General features: G+C 41.2%; 18 protein-coding genes. 9 read left to right on the top strand and 9 right to left on the bottom strand.

From position 1 onward, the window contains the following. The first annotated feature begins 71 nt into the window (after window positions 1-71). From BXY_RS05200 to BXY_RS05190, 3 genes are all read left to right on the top strand, one after another. Complete coding sequence (locus tag BXY_RS05200) at window positions 72-758, top strand: phosphatidylserine decarboxylase family protein (protein WP_004316298.1); 687 nt, start codon at window positions 72-74, stop codon at window positions 756-758. A gap of 10 nt (window positions 759-768) precedes the next feature. After that, window positions 769-1,476: a CDP-diacylglycerol--serine O-phosphatidyltransferase gene (pssA, locus tag BXY_RS05195; RefSeq protein ID WP_004316300.1), complete on the top strand. Its 708-nt coding sequence runs from the start codon at window positions 769-771 to the stop codon at window positions 1,474-1,476. 67 nt (window positions 1,477-1,543) lie between these two features. Continuing rightward, entirely contained in the window at window positions 1,544-1,834 is a 291-nt protein-coding gene (locus BXY_RS05190; protein ID WP_004316302.1) for a DUF4834 family protein, read from the top strand. Window positions 1,835-1,848: 14 nt separating this feature from the next. On the opposite strand, the gene BXY_RS05185 is transcribed toward BXY_RS05190, so the two are convergent. Together BXY_RS05185 and BXY_RS05180 are read right to left on the bottom strand one after the other, a co-directional pair. After that, window positions 1,849-2,286, bottom strand: coding sequence for a nucleoside deaminase (locus BXY_RS05185; RefSeq protein WP_008640836.1), 438 nt, complete (start codon window positions 2,284-2,286; stop codon window positions 1,849-1,851). Between the two features lie 26 nt (window positions 2,287-2,312). After that, window positions 2,313-2,546: a hypothetical protein gene (locus tag BXY_RS05180; RefSeq protein WP_008025069.1), complete on the bottom strand. Its 234-nt coding sequence runs from the start codon at window positions 2,544-2,546 to the stop codon at window positions 2,313-2,315. Between the two features lie 67 nt (window positions 2,547-2,613). Between BXY_RS05180 and BXY_RS05175 the strand changes: the two genes are divergently transcribed. The 4 genes from BXY_RS05175 to BXY_RS05160 all read left to right on the top strand — a co-directional run bounded on the left by BXY_RS05175 (window position 2,614) and on the right by BXY_RS05160 (window position 5,551). Beyond that, the gene (locus tag BXY_RS05175; RefSeq protein WP_015531358.1) at window positions 2,614-2,979 is read left to right on the top strand and encodes a YraN family protein; all 366 of its coding nucleotides are present in this window, start codon (window positions 2,614-2,616) and stop codon (window positions 2,977-2,979) included. A gap of 114 nt (window positions 2,980-3,093) precedes the next feature. Further along, complete coding sequence (locus BXY_RS05170; RefSeq protein WP_015531357.1) at window positions 3,094-3,450, top strand: MmcQ/YjbR family DNA-binding protein; 357 nt, start codon at window positions 3,094-3,096, stop codon at window positions 3,448-3,450. Continuing rightward, window positions 3,434-4,192 carry a biotin--[acetyl-CoA-carboxylase] ligase gene (locus BXY_RS05165; RefSeq protein ID WP_015531356.1) on the top strand — a complete coding sequence of 253 codons (759 nt, stop codon included), beginning with the start codon at window positions 3,434-3,436 and terminating at the stop codon, window positions 4,190-4,192. Before BXY_RS05170 ends, BXY_RS05165 begins: the two co-directional genes overlap by 17 nt. A gap of 66 nt (window positions 4,193-4,258) precedes the next feature. Then, the gene (locus BXY_RS05160; protein WP_015531355.1) at window positions 4,259-5,551 is read left to right on the top strand and encodes a zinc-dependent metalloproteinase lipoprotein; all 1,293 of its coding nucleotides are present in this window, start codon (window positions 4,259-4,261) and stop codon (window positions 5,549-5,551) included. Window positions 5,552-5,584: 33 nt separating this feature from the next. Here BXY_RS05160 and BXY_RS05155 read toward each other — a convergent pair whose 3' ends face one another. After that, on the bottom strand, window positions 5,585-6,268 hold the full coding sequence (locus BXY_RS05155) for a tetratricopeptide repeat protein (protein WP_015531354.1): 684 nt from the start codon (window positions 6,266-6,268) through the stop codon (window positions 5,585-5,587). A 112-nt stretch (window positions 6,269-6,380) separates the two neighbouring features. Here BXY_RS05155 and BXY_RS05150 point away from each other — a divergent pair, with 112 nt between their 5' ends. Then, window positions 6,381-7,709 (top strand): MATE family efflux transporter, encoded by a 1,329-nt coding sequence (locus BXY_RS05150; RefSeq protein ID WP_015531353.1) that lies wholly within the window; start codon window positions 6,381-6,383, stop codon window positions 7,707-7,709. 54 nt (window positions 7,710-7,763) lie between these two features. Then, complete coding sequence (gene pyrH / locus BXY_RS05145) at window positions 7,764-8,474, top strand: UMP kinase (RefSeq protein ID WP_004299207.1); 711 nt, start codon at window positions 7,764-7,766, stop codon at window positions 8,472-8,474. Window positions 8,475-8,646: 172 nt separating this feature from the next. On the opposite strand, the gene BXY_RS05140 is transcribed toward pyrH, so the two are convergent. Genes BXY_RS05140 through BXY_RS05115 form a run of 6 tightly spaced genes read right to left on the bottom strand, consistent with a single transcriptional unit; the run spans window position 8,647 to window position 21,129 of the window. After that, window positions 8,647-10,200 carry a glycoside hydrolase family protein gene (locus tag BXY_RS05140; RefSeq protein WP_015531351.1) on the bottom strand — a complete coding sequence of 518 codons (1,554 nt, stop codon included), beginning with the start codon at window positions 10,198-10,200 and terminating at the stop codon, window positions 8,647-8,649. Between the two features lie 10 nt (window positions 10,201-10,210). Continuing rightward, window positions 10,211-11,623: an agarase gene (locus BXY_RS05135; RefSeq protein WP_134993071.1), complete on the bottom strand. Its 1,413-nt coding sequence runs from the start codon at window positions 11,621-11,623 to the stop codon at window positions 10,211-10,213. A 3-nt stretch (window positions 11,624-11,626) separates the two neighbouring features. Then, the gene (locus BXY_RS05130; RefSeq protein WP_195436542.1) at window positions 11,627-14,290 is read right to left on the bottom strand and encodes a glycoside hydrolase family 2 TIM barrel-domain containing protein; all 2,664 of its coding nucleotides are present in this window, start codon (window positions 14,288-14,290) and stop codon (window positions 11,627-11,629) included. Window positions 14,291-14,301: 11 nt separating this feature from the next. Beyond that, on the bottom strand, window positions 14,302-16,416 hold the full coding sequence (locus BXY_RS05125; protein WP_015531348.1) for a BACON domain-containing protein: 2,115 nt from the start codon (window positions 16,414-16,416) through the stop codon (window positions 14,302-14,304). Between the two features lie 25 nt (window positions 16,417-16,441). After that, complete coding sequence (locus tag BXY_RS05120; protein WP_015531347.1) at window positions 16,442-18,055, bottom strand: RagB/SusD family nutrient uptake outer membrane protein; 1,614 nt, start codon at window positions 18,053-18,055, stop codon at window positions 16,442-16,444. Window positions 18,056-18,069: 14 nt separating this feature from the next. Then, the gene (locus BXY_RS05115; protein WP_015531346.1) at window positions 18,070-21,129 is read right to left on the bottom strand and encodes a SusC/RagA family TonB-linked outer membrane protein; all 3,060 of its coding nucleotides are present in this window, start codon (window positions 21,127-21,129) and stop codon (window positions 18,070-18,072) included. Between the last annotated feature and the right edge of the window lie 69 nt (window positions 21,130-21,198).

Genomic DNA, 21,198 nt, shown 5'->3' with positions numbered 1-21,198 from the left:
TCTATGCTCATTTACTTGCTGATTTTTTAAATTAAGTATATTTTTGCAGACAATATCATTAAACAGCATTCATGGGCCGACTAAAGAAATTGAAGAAAATACGTATTCACCGCGAAGGAACACATATATTATGGGCAAGCTTTTTGCTATTGCTATTGATTAATGCAGCTCTTTATTGGGGAATCGATTGCAAAATACCTTTTTATGTGGTAGCAGTAGCGAGTATAGCAGTCTATCTGCTGATGGTGAATTTCTTTCGATGTCCGATCCGTCTCTTCGGGCAGGACACTGAAAAGATTGTCGTAGCACCCGCCGATGGAAAAATCGTCGTCATCGAAGAAGTGGATGAAAACGAATATTTCCATGACCGCCGCTTAATGGTATCTATTTTTATGAGCATCGTGAATGTACATGCCAACTGGTATCCGGTAGATGGTACTATTAAAAAGGTAGCGCATCATAATGGCAATTTTATGAAAGCATGGCTGCCGAAAGCCAGCACAGAAAACGAACGTTCTACGGTAGTGATCGAAACTCCGGAAGGAGTGGAAATACTCACCCGGCAAATCGCCGGAGCAGTGGCACGCCGTATTGTCACCTACGCTGAAGTAGGAGAAGAATGTTATATTGACGAACACATGGGATTTATCAAATTCGGTTCCCGCGTGGATGTGTATTTACCCATTGGCACGGAGATTTGTGTAAAAATGGGACAATTAACGACCGGTAACCAAACGGTTATCGCCAAACTTAAATAATTCTGTCACAATGACAAACGTTATTAAAAATAGTATTCCGAATACCGTAACCTGCCTGAACCTTTTCTCCGGTTGTATTGCTTGTGTCATGGCTTTTGAAGCAAAATATGAACTGGCTCTACTTTTCATCGCTTTAAGTTCTATTTTTGATTTCTTTGACGGATTGTTGGCTCGTGCACTCAATGCACATTCCATTATCGGAAAAGACCTGGATTCATTGGCAGATGATGTCAGCTTCGGAGTTGCTCCCTCACTGATCGTATTCTCCTTGTTCAAAGAAATGTACTATCCGGCAAATATGGAGTTCATCGCTCCTTATCTACCCTATTTGGCATTCTTGATTTCTGTTTTTTCTGCCTTGCGCCTGGCTAAATTCAACAATGACACACGGCAGACCAGCTCTTTTGTCGGACTCCCAGTACCAGCCAATGCTCTGTTTTGGGGCTCATTAGTGGCAGGGGCACATGACTTCCTGATATCAGACAACTGCCATCCTGTCTACCTTCTTATACTTGTCTGTCTATTTTCCGGACTACTGGTATCAGAAATACCGATGTTTTCTTTGAAATTTAAAAACCTGTCATGGAATGACAACAAAATCAGTTTTATATTCCTGATTATCTGCATTCCTCTTCTTCTATTTCTTGGAATTAGCAGTTTTGCCGCCATTATTGTATGGTATATTTTACTTTCACTTTTTACAAGAAAAAGTAAATAAACAATCTCTTGGCACGTTTGTTGTACTATGAGTTTTATCAAAGTAACAACATAAAAATCATAGTCCGATGCATATACTTTTATTCATACTCATTTTTATCATTGCCATTTTCGTATTTGGCCTTTCTATTGTCGGCTTCATACTAAGAACGATTTTCGGATTAGGACGTAGTTCTTCTTCATCCCGCCCGAAACAAACGGAATCAGGACGTACAAGCCAACAAAGCTATAACCAAACGAATCGCCGTTCAAATGATGATGAAGAAGAAATATATTCCGAGAATGTTCCGGAGAAAAGACATAAAAAAATATTCACCCAGGATGATGGCGAATATGTAGATTTTGAGGAAATCAAATAGCCATTACACTGCTTTCATTTCCGTTTCGCAGCAAAGAACTCTTTCATTAGTGCAGCACATTCGTCAGCCATTATCCCTTTTACAACCACTGTTTTAGGATGTAGAGCCGAACCGGCATATTTCTGATAGCCGCGTTTTTCATCTTCGGCACCAAACACAAGCTTGCCTGTTTGTGCCCAAGCAATAGCCCCTGCGCACATCACGCAAGGCTCAACGGTAACATACAGGGTACATTCGTTCAAATACTTACCACCAAGCACGTTGGCAGCAGCCGTAATAGCCTGCATCTCGGCATGAGCCGTTACATCATTCAATGTTTCTGTGAGATTATGGGCACGCGCAATAATCCGCTCTTTACAAACCACGACAGCTCCAACGGGAACTTCTCCCCGCTCGGCAGCCTTACCTGCCTCTATCAAAGCTTGTTTCATGAAGTAAATATCGTCCAGCATTCCCCGCTTTAATTTTTAATTTTCAACTATCGTCTCATATCATGTTCACCAAAAAGGGTGGGATAATCTTCTTCCATATTCTTATGGATAAACATGAGAATTGTTTCACGAAGCCAACGTGACTTGTTCGTTATCTTATATTTCTCAAGATAACGATCTACAATCAGCTGTTCTTCGTCGCTCAATAAAATGCTCATCCGTCGTTCCCTTTTGGTACACTCGGCATGCATTTTCAGGCACTTCTTACTCCTTTTTCTCATATCTTCTGCAAAATTACTTTTACTTCTGTAAAAACAAAGAATAAAAGCAGTAAATTTGCAAAAAAAGATGGCTGAACATAATGATTTAGGAAAATCCGGAGAAAATGCCGCCGTAGCTTATCTTGAGCAGAAAGGTTATCTTATTCGTGACCGGAATTGGAGAAGAGGACATTTCGAACTGGACATTGTAGCTGCAAAAGACAATGAACTGATTGTAGTAGAAGTGAAGACGCGCAGTGACACTCTGTTTGCAGCCCCGGAAGATGCTGTAGATTTACCCAAAATAAAACGTACAGTACGTGCAGCAGATGCCTATATCAGATTGTTTCAGATTGACACTCCTGTACGCTTCGATATCATCACTGTAGTAGGCAACGACGGGAGTTTCAAGGTTGAACACATAGAGGAAGCGTTTTATCCTCCTCTATATTAAAGAAAGCTGTGGATTTAGATATTCATCATTATAAAAGCCGTGAAATTCGTGCAATCTGCGCTTTAATTTATGATATAACCAATTATGAAAACATACTATAATTATTAATTCATTATGAATGTAGAAACTGTCAGAGAATACTGCTTGAACAAGAAAGGAGTCACCGAATCTTTTCCTTTCGATGATGTATCACTGGTTGTAAAGGTAATGAACAAGATGTTTGCTCTCATTGACCTGGAAGAGGCTAATCACATCGCACTAAAATGTAATCCGGAGAAAGCAATCGAATTGCGTGAACATTATTCGGGAATTGAAGGGGCTTATCATTTTAATAAAAAGTACTGGAATAGTGTCCGCTTTGACAGTGACGTAGACGATAAATTGATGAAAGAGCTTATTGACCACTCTTATGATGAGGTAATCAAGAAATTTACTAAAAAGTTACGCGCAGAATATGATGCTCTCCCCTGATACATTCCCGGTTTCATTGATTCATATCAACGAGACGAACTCTACCAACAATTATCTGCAATCTCTCTGTTCTGAACAGAAAGTGGAGGAACTAACTGTCGTTGTCGCCGATTTTCAAACTTCCGGTCGGGGACAGCGTGGAAATTCGTGGGAATCAGATCCTAGCAAGAATCTTCTTTTCAGCACCGTTATCTTCCCCGAGTTTTTGGAAGCACGACGTCAGTTTCTTATTTCACAGATTATATCTTTAGCTATTAAAGAAGAATTGGATACCTATACCACCGACATTTCTATCAAATGGCCGAATGATATTTATTGGAAAGAAAAAAAAATATGTGGGATGTTGATAGAAAACGATCTGATGGGGCGGAACATCAGTCAAAGTATTGCAGGAATCGGAATTAATATTAATCAAGAGATATTTCACAGTTCTGCTCCTAACCCCGTTTCACTACTACAAATCACAGAAGAAGAGCATGACCTATTCAAAATACTGAAAAATATCATGCTGCGTATCCAATCTTATTATAGTTTGCTCAAAAAAGGCGATACAACATCAATAGCCTGTCAATATGAAAAATCTCTTTTCAGAAGGGAAGGAATGCATCAATATAAAGATGCCAATGGAGAATTTCTTGCACGAATCGTTTGTGTAGAACCTGAAGGAAGATTAATATTAGAAGATGAGAAGCTGATTAAAAGAGGGTACATGTTTAAGGAAGTAGAATATTTACTGAAATAAGCTATTCTATTCCAGATCAAAACATTATCTTTGGAACGTGCGTTTTTATATAAAATTCTTTCATTTATGAAAACAAGACTAATTTTCCTTCTTCCATTGTTATGGGTATTAATAGGATGCGATGATTCAGATTCTGCAACATTGAATATATCAGAATCGAAGTTTGATAACATCAGCGCAAGTGGTGAATCATTAACGATAGATATTACATGTAGTTCCTCATGGACTGTAACAAGTAATAAACAATGGTGTATCCCCAGTACACAAAAAGGAGAAAACGATGGAAAGTTAATCTTATCTATTAATGCAAATCTGGAATCTAATTCCAGAACAGCAACTGTCACTATCATAAGTCATAAGGTTAGCAAAACTGTTCAAATCATCCAAAATGGCTCTACCAATACAGCTGAAGAATACCATTATGAACTCCCTGTAATCTTTCATGTATTGTATAAAGAAAATGAGAATTCTCTACAAAAAGTAAATTCAAGCCGTTTATCCCATATACTAGACAAAGTGAACAATCTGTATAAAAGCAAGAATAACAGTGTAGACATGAATCTTACTTTTACATTGGCAACAACAGATAAAAATGGAGAAACATTACCCAATCCTGGTGTAGAATATATCCAATGGTCAGAGTCATACCCTATCGATTGTGAAACTTTTATGAAGGATAATTCGGGAAAATATGTAAAATACTTATGGGATCCGAACTCATATATCAACATCATGGTTTATAATTTTACAACTGAACCGAATTCAAATTCAGTAACATTAGGTATCTCTCATATTCCTTTTTCTACTACAGGCGAGCATTATTTAGAAGGGCTTGGTGAAACAGACCGCTCTCATCTAACATTAGCAAATTTACAATTCCCACTATGTGTCTCCATTAATAGCCTATATATTAATGAAGAATCTACTCCAACAGAATATAGTACAGCAGACATTGCTGTCACGCTAGCTCATGAATTAGGACATTACCTAGGACTGCATCATGTCTTTGCCGAAACCGATAATGGCACGTGTGAAGATACGGATTATTGCAAAGATACTAAAAGCTATAATAAACAAGAGTATGAGAGCAATTGTGATTACATATATGAAAATGAGAGAGAAAAATACACATTTAAAAATTTGGTAAAACGAACAGGATGTAATGGTATAGAGTTTATCTCTTATAATATCATGGATTATGCTATTAGTTATTCAAACCAATTCACTCAAAATCAACGTGAACGTATCAGACATGTCTTATCCTATAGTCCTCTGATACCCGGACCGAAGAAAGGAGACATTGATACCCGAGCGCTTAATGAAGGACCTTTGGATTTACCAATACGCACTATAAAATAACAAATTGAATATAATTGAAAAGAGGTGAATCGCTTAGCGATTCACCTCTTTTTCTATCCTCAATATCTTATCCAATGTCTTTTGAGCTTCTGTTGATGGAAAACGCAAAATCACTTTCTGCAAAGAGTTACGCGCTTTCTCATACCGGGTAGTAAATAACTTCGATAATCCATCCCGGTAGCGGGCATACTGCATTTTAGTGGGAGAAGAAAGTTTTTTATAATCCGTCTCCAACTTTTTTTTCTCCTGTTCTGCTGTCAAATAATAATAGTTTCCTAAAAAGATATTAGCCGCCAGATTATCCGCCTCAAGTTGCAATATTTTTTCGTACATACGCAAAGCATCTTTCTCCTGCCCGCGACATACCTGCATTTCTGCGCAAGCTTCCAAACAATCTACATTATTAGGAGCCTTTTGCAGTAATTCCTTGTAAAATAAATAGGCTTTGTCGTAATTCCGATTCTTTTTATAGGCAAGCGCTAATTCTGTAGCCAGTTTGGAGCTAATTTCACTGTTCTTGTCTACATTCGTCCAATAATACATTTCCGTACGGTCTATATTCAGAGCGATTGTCTGCCGGAAATAGCTCACAGCCTGCCCATTCTGCCCTGCCTCAATGGCAGCAGACACTTTTTGTAACATCTCATCAACCGACTGCGCATTCAGTACCAGCGGCAATGAAAATAAAGAGATAAGAAAAATAGTTAAGGTCCTCATAATCCATCTGATTGCTATTTAGTTCGTGACACACAAAGATACAATAAAAAAATAAAAAATGTACCTTTGTTCGCGAAAAGAACAATCAAATTGATAAAAGTGTTTTTATACAATGACAGATAAAAAAAAATCCTCCGTAAACAGACGAATATTACAGATAGCCATCCCATCGATTATATCGAATATTACCGTTCCGCTACTGGGACTTATCGATGTCACGATTGTAGGACATCTCGGTTCTCCGGCGTACATTGGAGCCATTGCAGTAGGGGGAATGTTATTCAATATTATCTACTGGATTTTTGGATTCCTGCGCATGGGAACAAGCGGAATGACTTCACAAGCGTACGGTCAGCATGATTTAAACGAAATCACCCGGTTACTACTACGTTCTGTTGGAGTAGGATTATTTATAGCACTTTGCCTGTTGATACTCCAATACCCTATCCTGAAACTGGCATTTACACTGATACAAACCACACCGGAGGTCAAGCAACTGGCAACAACCTATTTCTACATCTGCATTTGGGGAGCTCCTGCCACATTAGGGCTTTATGGATTCGCCGGCTGGTTTATCGGGATGCAGAATTCACGTTTTCCCATGTATATCGCTATTACTCAAAATATTGTCAACATTGTAGCCAGTCTATGTTTTGTCTACTTATTGGACATGAAAGTAGCAGGAGTGGCAACAGGGACTTTAATTGCCCAATATGCAGGTTTCTTCATGGCTATTTTGTTATACATGCGTTACTATAGTGTGCTTAAAAAACGAATCATATGGAAAGAAATCATACAGAAACAAGCCATGTACCGTTTCTTTCAAGTCAACCGGGACATATTCTTCCGTACCCTCTGCCTTGTTATAGTCACTATATTTTTTACCTCTGCAGGGGCCGCCCAAGGAGAAATCGTATTAGCCGTAAACACCTTGCTCATGCAATTATTTACCTTGTTTTCGTACATTATGGACGGATTTGCTTATGCCGGTGAAGCACTGACCGGCCGTTACATTGGTGCCAAAAACCAAACAGGCTTACGTAACACAGTGCATCACCTTTTCTATTGGGGATTCGGTCTTTCACTGGTATTCACGATTCTCTATACAGCTGGCGGAAAAGAATTCCTGGGATTACTAACCAATGACACTTCAGTAATCAGCGCTTCAGACACTTATTTTTACTGGGCACTCATTATTCCGTTAGCCGGTTTCTCCGCTTTCTTATGGGATGGCATTTTTATCGGTGCCACTGCTACCCGGCAGATGCTTTACTCCATGTTAGTTGCCTCTGCCAGCTTCTTTGGAGTCTATTACGCTTTCCATCCCCTTTTAGGAAATCACGCCCTGTGGCTGGCTTTTCTCGTTTATCTTTCATTGCGGGGAATTGTACAAACCCTTTTGGGAAGACAAATAATGAAAAAAGTAATCGTATCCCGGTGAGGCTATCCGATAAATTATCTCTATATTTGCGGCAAACAATAAAAAGCAAAAGGTATGGCAAAGTATAAAAGAATCTTACTAAAGCTTAGTGGAGAGAGCTTAATGGGCGAAAAGCAATATGGCATTGATGAAAAAAGACTGGCAGAATATGCTGAACAAATCAAAGAAATCCACCAGCAAGGGGTACAGATTGGTATCGTTATCGGAGGAGGCAATATATTTCGCGGACTAAGCGGAGCCAATAAAGGTTTTGATCGTGTGAAAGGAGACCAAATGGGAATGTTGGCTACCGTAATCAACAGTCTCGCTCTAAGTTCTGCTCTTGTGGCTACCGGTGTAAAGGCACGTGTGTTGACAGCAGTCCGGATGGAACCTATCGGTGAATTCTACAGTAAATGGAAAGCTATCGAATGTATGGAGAACGGCGAAGTAGTCATTATGTCCGCTGGAACGGGAAATCCTTTCTTTACTACTGACACCGGTTCTTCACTTAGAGGCATAGAAATCGAAGCAGACGTTATGTTGAAAGGTACTCGTGTAGATGGTATTTACACAGCTGACCCCGAAAAAGATCCTACCGCTACCAAATTCGACGATATTACATACGATGAAGTACTGAAACGTGGTTTGAAAGTCATGGATTTGACAGCGACTTGTATGTGCAAAGAAAACAATCTGCCAATCGTCGTATTTGATATGGACACAGTAGGCAACTTAAAGAAGGTTATCAGTGGAGAAGAGATAGGTACGTTAGTACATAACTAATTTTTCACTACCGATATTCATTTGTCTATCAGATGATACTCTACTCTGATAAGACATTGATTATTCATTTAAAAATAAGAAGTGCGAATTTTGCAGTATAGCTTTAATCAAAACTAATCCTGTAAAATTCGCACTTTGTTTTTCCTCTCAAATATTATATAGAAACAAACACCTATTTATCAAAATACTGAATCAAATCATACGCATTAAAATTCAATTCGCGGGCAAAGAAAGATAAATAAGGAAAGAGTTGATAAGAATTATCATAAAGACCTTTATTAGCAGGTTTCGACGAATTATCCGTACCATCATCATCCTGATATTTGAACCAATGCCATCCGATACAATTCTTAGCTTCAAGCAATCCTAATGTAAAATGCTGATAAGCATAAGCTCTCTCGTTTTGTGTAGGGACAGAATATCCGGCTCCCGACTGGTTATTCAGATCAGAGTCCTCCACCCCTTTCGTATAAAACTCACTTACAAGAAACGGTTTGTCCGCCCAATTAGCCCAATCAGCAATCGCTGTTGTCAGTTCAGGACTCCAACGACTATAATAGTTGATAGAAATAACATCACAATATTTTCCGGCAGCTCTCACTACTCCTTCCATATATTTAGGAGTTCCATGTAATCTAGTTCCCAGATAAAGCAACTTATCATCTACTTTCTTCACTGCCTCTTTCACTGCTTTATAATATTTCTCTGCTACAATCCCGGCAAACTCATTATTCAAGTCATCCGTCACACTTTGCGTACCTTTAGAATCCATAAAAGCTTTCGCCGCAACATAAGCCGGATCACTTGAGTTACTGATAGCCAGAAAACGATCCAAAATCCGGGAACTGTTTGAAGAGAAGTTTATCTCATTATCAGAAAAGAAACCTAGCACATTAGGATCCCGCAAATAATCTGCGAAAGCACTACCTGCCAAATATGATTCACACCATTCAGTCCATCCATTATAAAACACAAGACCTGCCGCGTTATCATCGCTTCCTCCGGGATAATTATAAGACTTCGCACTCTTGAACTGGCTTAAAAAAGCAAATGAAGGCGCCAAAGTTAACGGACTGCTCGGATTGGAAGCATTATGAGTCTGAATCAGTGAATAAGTTCCTGTGCAGAAAGCACCTGTACCGTGAAAGCCGATCTCACTCAATTCACGTTGAGTAGTAGACAACCATTTTTCGTCAGTTCCAAACCTGCTATTCCAGGCCGTTTTATTACGACTGGAAGTTCCCTTACGCAAAGAAGTCGCACTACGTTCCAGATGCAGACAACCTTCCGGATCAACCAACCACCAACGTCCGTCTATTTTCTTCGTATAAAATCTTCCCGTAGCCGCCTGTTTCGGAAGTGTAGTCGAACTTCCGTATTTATTAACCGACTCCTGATACGCTTTCAACGTTTTAATAGCCGGCTTATACCCGTCCATATACGCAATAATACGTGTATTCTCTGTTTTCCAACTAGATATAGGCGGATAAGCACTGGAATACTTAACACTGATAGGGCGATACATATTGGCATTTAATGACGGAGTATACATCACAGAAGCTCCGGGAGCAGGCAAATCCTCCGGATATTCCGACTCTACATCTCCCCCTCCCATCACTATGTCAGGAGGCATAAAATTAGGATCTTTATCATCATCATCCGTACAAGACACCATAGGAATAGAACTTATAAACAGAAAAGTTCCCAATATAAATAGTTTTTTCATGGTATGTATTTTATTTATTATTAGTTGATTGTTGGTCGAACCAGTCAGCCAAACGATAAGCGTTGATATTCAATTCTTTCATAGCATCAGCCAACGGTTTATAAAAATTGTATTCATTATCTACCAGTCCCTTGTTAGAGTCCAGATTCGAAGGATCTACCCCTTTTGCCGTCGGATCATTATCCTGATAACGGAACCAATGCCATCCGACACAATTCCCACTTTCCAATAATCCTAAAACAAAATGCTGGTAGGCATATCCACGTTCCTGCTGGGTTTGAACGGTGAAACCTGCCCCTGTTGTGTTTGCCAGCCCTGAATCCATTCCTTTCGTATAAAATTCCGTGATGATGAAAGGTTTTTGAGCCCATTCGCCCCAATGCTTCATGGTCTTCTCATTCGGTGTCCATGCACCATAGTAGTTAATAGCAACGACATCACAATACCTGCCTGCCGCTTCCACAATCTGGCGGACAAACTTAGGTTTTCCATGTAGACGACTACCTAAATAAAGGTGATTGGGATCATACTTCCGAATCGCTTCCGACACCACTTTGTAGTATCGTTCCGCTACTACTCCCGCAAACTCTTCCCGATGTTCGTCCGTAATTTGTTGCAAAGTAATACCCTGCTGTTTCAACCAGGATTCTGCATACAATCTTCCCGGATCATTGGGATTCTTCAAAGTCAGATACCCCTCCAGATTCTTCGGCCCGAACGGCAATTCATTATCCGAAAAATAGCCGATGATATTTTTATCCGTTTTATTTGCGACCAGTTTTTGTGCCATCTCATCGCAATAGGTTTCGAACTCCGGGTCAAAAACGAAAATACACTGATTAGGATATCCCGTATTACCAGGTAACTGATAAGTTCCTCCTCGTTTCTTCCCATATCCACTCATCAGGTTCAGAATGATTGAGCGAGTCAGTACCTCCTTATGAGAGGCATTGTAAGAGGCAATAGCTTCTTCATTACTCCAGGAGCCGGCCCCGGAAAAGCCCAGCGAATGAATCATCCGTGCCGTTCCTTCGATCCATTTTTCCTCCGTACCGAATTTGTCCAGCATTGCTTGTTTATTGCGTTCGGAAGTACCTAAACGTACTCCTACCACCACTTTCTGCAAATGCCGATACCCATCGGGATCAATCATCCACCATCGATCTCCGATACGTTCTACCCTGAAAAATCCTGTAGCCCGATGCCTGGAAGCATCCAAATCACTTCCATACTTATTCACACGTACTTTACCAGTAGGTTTGAACCCATCCAATTGAGCAATAGTACGGGTATCATACTCTTTCCAAGGCAGATTTTTCTGTCCTTTCACCCACGGACGGGCAGTGACCTTAAATGTACGTCCCTGGGCATAACCAAACTGGGATAACAGCAGTAAAAACAATATAACTATACTATTTTTCATCATCTAATATTCTTTTACGATTCGTATTGCATTTAAAATGGGCACAGACTCCACCGCTCCAAAACGAACAACAAGCCCCTTTCCTTGTGAAACCGGAACAATATATTTCTTAATAACCGCACGTTCGGAACCGTATTCTTCTGCAATATTCAGTTGCTTGGCAACAGATACTCCATTTATATCCACAGAAAATACCCGGTTAATATAGTCCTCCCTCACCACATCATTTCCTAAATTATACACCAAAGCCTCTCTTTTATTTTCAGAAGTAAGTTCTGTCCAATACAAATATACAGCATAAACACCATCCGGTACATCTGCCTTAAAAGCTTCAATGCCTACTCGCTGTGTCTGGAAGACAGGATCCTGATCCGTCCCCAGTATATCTGTATCGCTGGCCGGCAAAGAACCGTAACGAGTTTTGTTCGGAGCCACTTCCCCACCAATATATCCCCATGAACCTTCTGCATAAGCCTGTTCGGGTATCCAGCACATCTCTGCTATCCGGTCCTCAAAATAGCGTCGAGCACCCAGTAATACATTGATTTCCGTAAAGCCATTCTTCACATTGACACATTTAAAATCACAAACATACTGGTCACGATATTCACGTCCCTCCTTTTCAATCACAGCATCCACCACATTCTTTCCGTTTACAAAAGGAATGTCCACGGAAACCACCTTATCTGCTACCGGATATACTCCCAAACTTTTTCCATTCAAAAAGACCTCCACCTTATCCGCGTTAGTATAAACTTTCAGCGGTTGCGTACAACTCTTTCCATCCCGACTGGCTCCTGCCCTATTCTTCCAAGATTTAGAAGCAATATGCAGGACAGGTGACTCTTTCAGATAAGCCTGATAAAGATAATATCCATCCTTACGTTCTCTATCCGTACTTACCAACCCTTTATTGTTCACATGAGGCATAGCATTTCTTCTGGCTTCGGAATAAAAATCATTCAAATTCCAGACCATAGCCCCCACTATATAATCCCTCTTTAGAATTTCAGGCAAATAATGTTCATGATAGACAGAACCAAACTCACAACTAAAATCAAACCGCACCGGCGAAAAAGAATGAATACGAGTATCTACATCCGCCCCATATTCGGTAATAAGCAACGGTTTATGAGGAAACTCCTTGTGAAGTTCTTCCAGTTTCTCTTCAAATCCGTCCAAATTACCACCATACCATCCATTATAAAGATTAAATCCCAATAACATCGGCAATTCAGTAATCCCTGCTTCCTGATAGATTTGGGAAGCAGAATGACAAGGCAACATGGTATAGCGTTCCGAGTCCAGACTTCTGATCTGCGCCTCAACAGCCGAAGCTATTTGATGAAGAAACTTCATATATTCCGCCCGTTCTTTCTTGTTGTCAGGATTAAAGGGAGGACGCAAAAGCACTTCATTCATGTAAGCCCAAATGATGACAGACGGATAATTATAGTTCTGACAAACCATTTCCGTAGCCTGTTCCACACAGTTGTCCATAAACGCCCTACTTTGAGTAATGGCATTTACAATCGGAATTTCAACCGAAGTCAACAGCCCCAACTTATCACACATCTGCATCACAACCGGATCTTGCGGATAATGAGCCACTCGCAGGAAATTACTTCCCATATCCTTACTCAACTGTATATCCCGGATATGCATTTCATCCCGCAAGGCATTCCCCATTCCTTTGTAATCCTGATGCCGGCTGGTACCAATCAATTTCCGATATTTTCCGTTCAGGAAAAAACCTTTCTCCGCATCAAAATGATATTCACGGATTCCCAGCGGATTAACAACGCAATCGAGAACTTCTCCCTTTTTATTCTTCAAACGGCTATACACCTTATATAAATAAGGAGAATCAACATCCCACCGTTTGGGTTGCGCAATAGTCATCAACGCTTCAAAGGCTACATTCTTCTCTCCTGCCTTCACATTCACTTTCTTTGCGGAAAGTGCCACTCTATTGCCGTCTGCATCCAAAATCTCCGTTTCAAGAATCAATGCCTGATTACTTTTCAAAGCATTGGACAAGAATGTTTTTGCACACACTTCCGCTTGAGCGTCTGTTATTCCAACAGTTTTGAGATATACTCCACTGGAAGCATAATGGGTGGTAGACAGTTGCACGGGCGAAGTATACACCAGATAAACATCCCGATAAAGTCCGCCGAAGAAAGTAAAGTCTGCCGAAAGAGGAGCAATATCCGGATTATAAGAGTTGTCAACACTCACTGCTACCAGATTGCGTCCGGTATGAACATAGTCAGTCACATCAAACGTAAAAGCAGAATAACCACCTTTATGATTCCCTACCAACTTTCCATTCACAAATACATTTGTCTCCTGATTGGCTCCTTCAAAACAAAGATAAACTCTTTGACCTGCAATCAGTTCCTCCACTGTCACGGCTTTCCTGTACCAGCCTTTTCCCCGGAAATAACCGGGGATTTCATCTTCTGCATCTTTTGAATTCCAAGTATGAGGAATGGAAACGTCAGTCCAACCGGACACATCAAAGTCAGCAGTGGACGCGTCTCCCTCAAAGAGGGAGAACTTCCAACCATCGTTGATCGTTTGCGTCACACGCTGACCGCAGACCGTGCTGGCAACAATCAATAACAAGCAGGCTAAGATTATTTTTCTATATACCTTATACATTCCTAATACCATTATTTCGAGATTGAACGGACTGCGCGAATATATCTTGCCCCAGACTTTTTCCCATTTGCTTTATCCCAAGCAAGCGGTTTTCCAAAACGTACATAAAATGCATTTGTACCACTTGACGTTTCACGACTAGCCCAATAAGAATCTCCGGTAGAAGAAGCCGCTGCCGTATTCATAGCAGTTCCTCCTACATTAGTAACTATCAGATCCCATGCCGCACGATTTGCTTTCTCAAAATCAGTAATCGCATTCGGATTATCCTCCGTCGCATCTGCTACTTTAGTCCCATTATAGGTTTCAAACATCTGTTCCAGATCCGATCTTGTAGGCCAATACCATCCGGAACCTTTATCCATGCAATATTTAAGAGCAGGCATTTCCGCTGCATTCGGCAATGCTGCCAAGGCAGTAGTATTTGCCAAACCGTTATCATTAGATAAAGTCAAACCAGTAGAAGCCGGAGAGCCTGCTGTAGACCATGCCAAATTCTCTCTGTCCAACGACATAATCTTAGCCTTACCACGATTAGTTGCATCTACCCAGAAAACAATGCCTCCTTTCAACGATCCATTATCCGCAATTACCTGTCCCACCGCAAACTCGGAACTTAAAAGTCCTCTCTGTGTAATCGTAACCTCTTGTTTAGGCGCATTCGCTCCGCTTCCGGCTGTTACCGTAGCAGTCGTTACCCGGCTAGAACTATTCAGATTGGGAGATAAAGTCCAAAAATAAAGAGTTTTACTTGTTACATCAACATACGCTTTCACCCAAGATTCATCAGTGATATTTATTGCAAATTCCGTCTCATCAGAAATCATTGTAATTACCTCTGATTTTGCTACCGCATCAGGAGTAATAGTCACCGCATTGGTACTCAATTCGAGGGAAGCGTCTCCCTCGGCAGCTACATTTTGATTCACTGTTACCTCCACTGCTTTTGCGGCTGCGCCAGTACCGGCTGTTATTGTAGCAATTGTCGTACGAATATTACCAGTGGTATTTTTTGATTTTGCCTTGAACGTAACTGTAGTACCTGAAATAGTATATGAAAGCCAGGAATCATCTGCCAACACTACGCTGAATACACTCTTATTGGATGTCAACGTAACATTTGCTTCCGCTTCGTTAGCACCTTCCAATGTCACAGGATTGGGAGCCACCGTCAGAGTTGCCGGCTCTTCAGGATAAGTATAATCACCAATTGTGCGCATACATCTCACAAAACGGTTGGTAGCTGTTTTATTTCCTGCATCAGCACCAGACTTTCCGAAACGTACCCAATAAGCCTTATCCCCTGCTGCATTTTCCGTACTCGACCAATAGCTTTCCCCATTGCCCGAACCGGCAGCCTCGTTTATTACATCACCCTGCAAATCGGTCAACATCTTATCAAATGCCGCACGTGCCGCTTTTTCAACTTCCGTCAACTTATCAGGTACAACCGAAGCAAAATCCGGGTCAGCATGTCCAATACCGTTGTAAACATCAAACAACTCCCATAACTCATCACGTGCAGGCAGATACCATCCCTCACCCAGCGACTGACAGTATGCCACTGCATCATTTGCAGCAGGAGCAGTAAACAAAGCCGTATTGGCATATCCATTCACTGTAGAAAGCGCATTATGAGACATCACAGAGGCCTCAAAAGGATTTCCTCCCTGACGTTTTACAGATACAGCTTTTCCTACCATCTTGTCCGAAGGATCCACCCAGAAAATCATACCGATACCATCATCTACACTTTGTCCTACCTTCAAAGAAAGGTCCGGTTCTTTGGAATCCTGTGTAACCGTCACTTCCACTGTATATGAACCGCAAGTCAGTTTCACGACAGTACTCCTTGCATCCTCACCGTCATTCTGCGTCAAGGCAGTGTATATTACACTTTTAGCGTTTACATCTACAGAAAGCCACTCCGCTTGATATTGAGCAACAACCTGACCGACATTAGTATATAATAGCGATGTGACGGAAGAACCCGCCGCTTTTGCCAGGTTTACTTTTGTATCTTTACAATTAAATTCAGGCATCACACGTACCGACGCATCATCGACACAGGAAAGCAGCCCCAGATTTAAAATCAATAACAGATATATTATTCTTTTCATACTCATTCATGTTTTACAGATAATCAATCGCTTAATACCAATTCTCATTCTGCGGAAAATTCTCTTTCCCCATCAAGTCAATCTGCTCCTGTGGAATAGGCCAACATTCGTGCTTTCCAACTACAAAACTGGTACGACATTCCGCATAATCTTTATCTAAATAAGGATTTTCAGCTTTTGTCTCGCCATAATGCGCTTTCACCCTTTCACCCAAAAGCCCCAAACGTTTTAGTAAAGGCCAACGGACTCCCTCGAAGTTCAGTTCACGGGCATATTCATCCAAAAGAATATCTTGCGTCAGAGGTCCCGCAAATTTGTCATTCCCGGCACGTTCCCATGTTTTATTGTAACAGCGCAGAGCATCCGTGCTCATTCCTCCGTCACGGCGCATATACGCTTCTGCCGCCATTAAGTAAGTTTCAGCCAGTCGATAGACAATCAAATCCTTGAATCCCGTTGTCCGGTCCGGATTATCGGCCATAGTCCACTGATCAAAGTATTTTTTCGACATGAAATGCAACGTCTCACAATAACTGGAACTTTTCGCAAGGGGAATCAATTCGCCATATTTAGGAGAAGTAGGATCATTGTATTTGAAACGGTGTACGAACAATTCATTGTATCGTGTATCTTTAGCCTGATCATACAAACTCAATAAATAGGTATTCGGATAAATACGTCCCCAACCATATCCACCCTGATCGGCCGTATTGATACAACCTGCAATTTTATTGATTCGGGTAGTGGTCTGAATAGAGATACGATGTCCGGCAACCGGAGTTCCGGAACCTCCTCCACCCAAGTTTTGTGAATATTGGAAACTCCACAACACTTCCGGGGATTTCAAATCTGCGCTATTAAATACATTCTCGGCCTTCTTTTCCATTGAGTAAATGCCCTCCTGTTTAAAGATGTCTTCACATTCCTCAATGGCTGTATCCCAATCCGATTCCCACATGGCAACCTGTGCACGGACATGTTTGGCAGTCGCTTTCGTTACCCGTCCATACAATACATTTCCGTTATTTTGAGGAAGCGACCAGTCCAGACCTTTCATCGCATCATCCAAGTCAGTCGTCATCAGTGTCATCAGTTCTTCATGAGAAGCCGGTTTATACTCCCGTTTCAGATTATCGACAGTGGTTGGAGTGACATTCAGATAAAGGCGGTCAAAGCGTTTCCAAAGTTCAAAATAGCTCCGTCCTCTGAAGAATTTCGCTTCACTCCATGCGTGCAATACGTCGCTGTCATCCAGTCCCAAGGCTTCTGCCGCTACAATAATTTCATTTGCTTTTCCGATAATCCCATAGTGATGTTTCCAGAACTTATTGACATCTCCAGTACTTGGAGTAAAACTTGTATTCAAACGTCCGATTGAGGTAGAAACACCTGCTCTAAGTATGGCAATATCCGTATTAAAGTCACACATGGTAACGATGTACAGATTAGATTCGTTATTATCCGCTCCACCCGGCAATTCACGTGCCAGGGAATACAATCCTGTAACGGCAGTATTCAATCCTTCGGGAGTAGTGAACAGATAATTATTCGTCACGTCTGTTTTTGATTCCAGATTTAATAAATCCGAGCAGGAAGCGGTCAACATTCCGCAAATGACAAAGGCTGTATATATTAACTTTTTCATAAGGATTCTTTATTTTAGAATGAAACATTGACACCAAACACATATTGTCTGGACTCCGGATAAGACCCTGGAGTCAGTTCGGGACTATAAGATTTAAACTCCGTAAATGTCAGCAAGTTAGTAGCAGTTGCATACAATCGTAATTTATGAATCGGAGTATTCTTCAATAGTCGGGTGGGGAAAGTATATCCCAGTTGTAAGGTGCGTAAACGGATATAAGAAGCATCCTGAATGGCAATGGCACTCAAATATGCAGGGTCCGCACTATAAGAAGGACGTGGGAATTTGTTCGAAGGATTGAACGGAGTCCAATAATCCACCTTCACCCCATTCAATTTTCCACGTAAAGAACCACCGGAATTATACTCGTACAAATAACCGTTCTTAATCTTTCTGCCGGAAACTCCATACCAGTCCATGAACAGGTCAAATCCTTTCCAGTTCCATGTAGAAGAAAGGGAGAGTGTAAACTTCGGATCTTTACGGATAGGTACCCTGTCATCAGCTGTAATCTTTCCATCCCCGTTGTTATCACGCACCTTGACCATTCCCGGTTCAATAGCGCCACCGTAATTAATCGGACTGTCGACCACACCGTCATTATCACTATCATAGGTATTTTTCAGTGTATAGACCAGATTTCCCGTACCATCACGAGTGATATCAAAATCATCATACTGAAAAATTCCATCTATCAGATAATCATAGTATACATTGATCGGTTCTCCGATAATCCACCCCTGGGCTACCTGACTTGCCGGTTTCCCGTTCTCATCGAGAGTATCGTCAATACGGATAATCTCATTCTTATACATGCTGAAATTAGTTCCGAGTGTCCAGGTAAACTCCTTTGTACGTACCACGTCACCATTTAAAGAAAGATCGATACCACTGGATTTCGTCTTTCCCAGATTATCTAGCATGGTAGTATATCCGAGTGACGCATTCAGGGAACGTTTCACCAACAAATCCTTCGTATGAGTATTATAATACTCAACCGTACCATTCAGACGCCCATTGAAGAAACTAAAGTCAACACCAAAGTTAGCTGTTGCAGACTGTTCCCATTTCAGGTTTGGATTAGACAGTTCCTTGCCCGGCAAATATCCCATTTGAAAAACATTTCCAAACTCATACCCTTTATTATCAGCCAGTCCCAAGGTAGTATAATTGCCGATACCGTTCTGATTACCTACAATACCATAACTCACACGCAGTTTCAGGTTATCAATCCACGACACATCTCTTAGGAAACTCTCCTGATTGACACGCCAGGCAAAAGCTGCCGACGGGAAAGTTCCCCATTTATTTTCTTTTCCGAAACGGCTGGAACCGTCACGGCGGACAGCCACGTTCAACAAATAACGATCTAAAAGCGAATATTGCGCCCGAGCCATGAAAGACACCAAGTTATTTTCATTAAACTGACGACGAGGCTTGCCTGTAAACTCACCTTGAGAAATGAAGTTCCAGTCTTTATCCACCGGAAGATTCTCAACCGAGTACCCGACAGACTTCGAACCATTATGGTCGACAGACTGAACGCCGGTCAATGTCAACTGGTGTTTCTTGTTCCGAATAGGCACTTTATAGGTCACAATGTTCTCAACCAGCCAGTTCTGTGTACGCGATTCGTCAAGAACGGCCGTTCCTCCGCCTCCCGGATATTGGGAATCTTTATAAGAACCGTCTTCAGACGTCTGATTATAAACAGAAGTATTCAGACGATAATTGAATCCCTTGAAAGGTTTCACATCCATAAAAAAGTTCAGGCGGTAATTATCACGGGTTACTTCACGTCCATAATGTTCGGCACGGTACAAAGGATTATAATTTCCTTCCGAGTTGATATATTTTGTATACTTGCCATCCGCATCATATATCTCCGCCAATGGAGAACTGGTAATAAAATCATTAAAGTTACCATCCTCACGATCTTGTTTTGTCATCGCATAAGAAGAATTGATACCGAAACTAATCCATTTAGCTATTTCAAAGTCCAGATTCAGTCTTAAAGAAAACTTCTGATACCCCGATCCGGTAACCACCATTCCTTGTTGGTCAAAGTAGTTGGCACCTGCCGATACTTTGATTTTTTCTGTTCCTCCACGTACACTGACGTCGTGATTATGATAGATTGCATTTCTGAACATTTCTTTTTCCCAGTCGATAAACTTTCCACTGGCCCATACCCGCTGCATCACCTCGTCTTCCAACGCTTCGGCTATAGAAATCTCACGCGCATCAATTATTCCTTTATCATGCGCCTTTGCTTCACGACGAAGCTGCATATATTCTTCGGGAGAGTAGAAATCGAAATTTCTCCAGAGAGATTGAATACCCAGATAACCATTATAGTTGACTTCCACTTTTCCAGCTTTACCACGTTTGGTAGTCACCAGTACCACACCGTCACTGGCGCGTGCACCATAAATAGCCTGTGACGCAGCATCTTTCAGGATTTCAACCGATTCAATATCATCCGCACTCAACGTACTGAACTCTGTTGCACTGGAAGGAGAACCATCTATAATATATAAAGGTGCATTGTCCGCACTGATAGAACGGGAACCACGAATGGTAATCGAAGGAGTCGATCCCGGTCGTCCGGAACTACTCGTTACATTCACACCTGCGGCACGTCCACGTAACATATCAGCCACATTGCCGGCGGGAAATGTTTTCATTTCATCCGCTTTGACCGAAGCTACCGAAGTGGCTACATCACTCTTACGCTGAACTCCATAACCGACAACCACCAATTCATCGAGCATTTTCGACTCTTCCACCATATTCACATTCAGTACCGTTTTCGTACCGACACGTATTTTTTGTTCCTTATATCCTATACAAGAAAAAACAAGGGTAGATTTAGCCGATACACTGATTGAATATTTTCCATTTACATCCGTCACTGTACCGTTAGTAGTCCCCTCCTCCATGATATTAACTCCGGGGATCGGTCCAAGTGCGTCTGTCACCACTCCAGAAACTCTGACATTTTGAGCACTAAGCTCTAAAGAGATAAGAAAGGCTGTCAGGAACACAGCCCATTTAATTACGATGTTTTTCATACTATGTAATAATTTGAATGATTACAGCGCAAAAATCCCAATTATTAATGATTTCGAATAATAGAATCG

This window comes from Bacteroides xylanisolvens XB1A, assembly GCF_000210075.1.
Classification (GTDB): domain Bacteria; phylum Bacteroidota; class Bacteroidia; order Bacteroidales; family Bacteroidaceae; genus Bacteroides; species Bacteroides xylanisolvens.
This window is presented reverse-complemented; position numbering and strand designations above follow the sequence as displayed.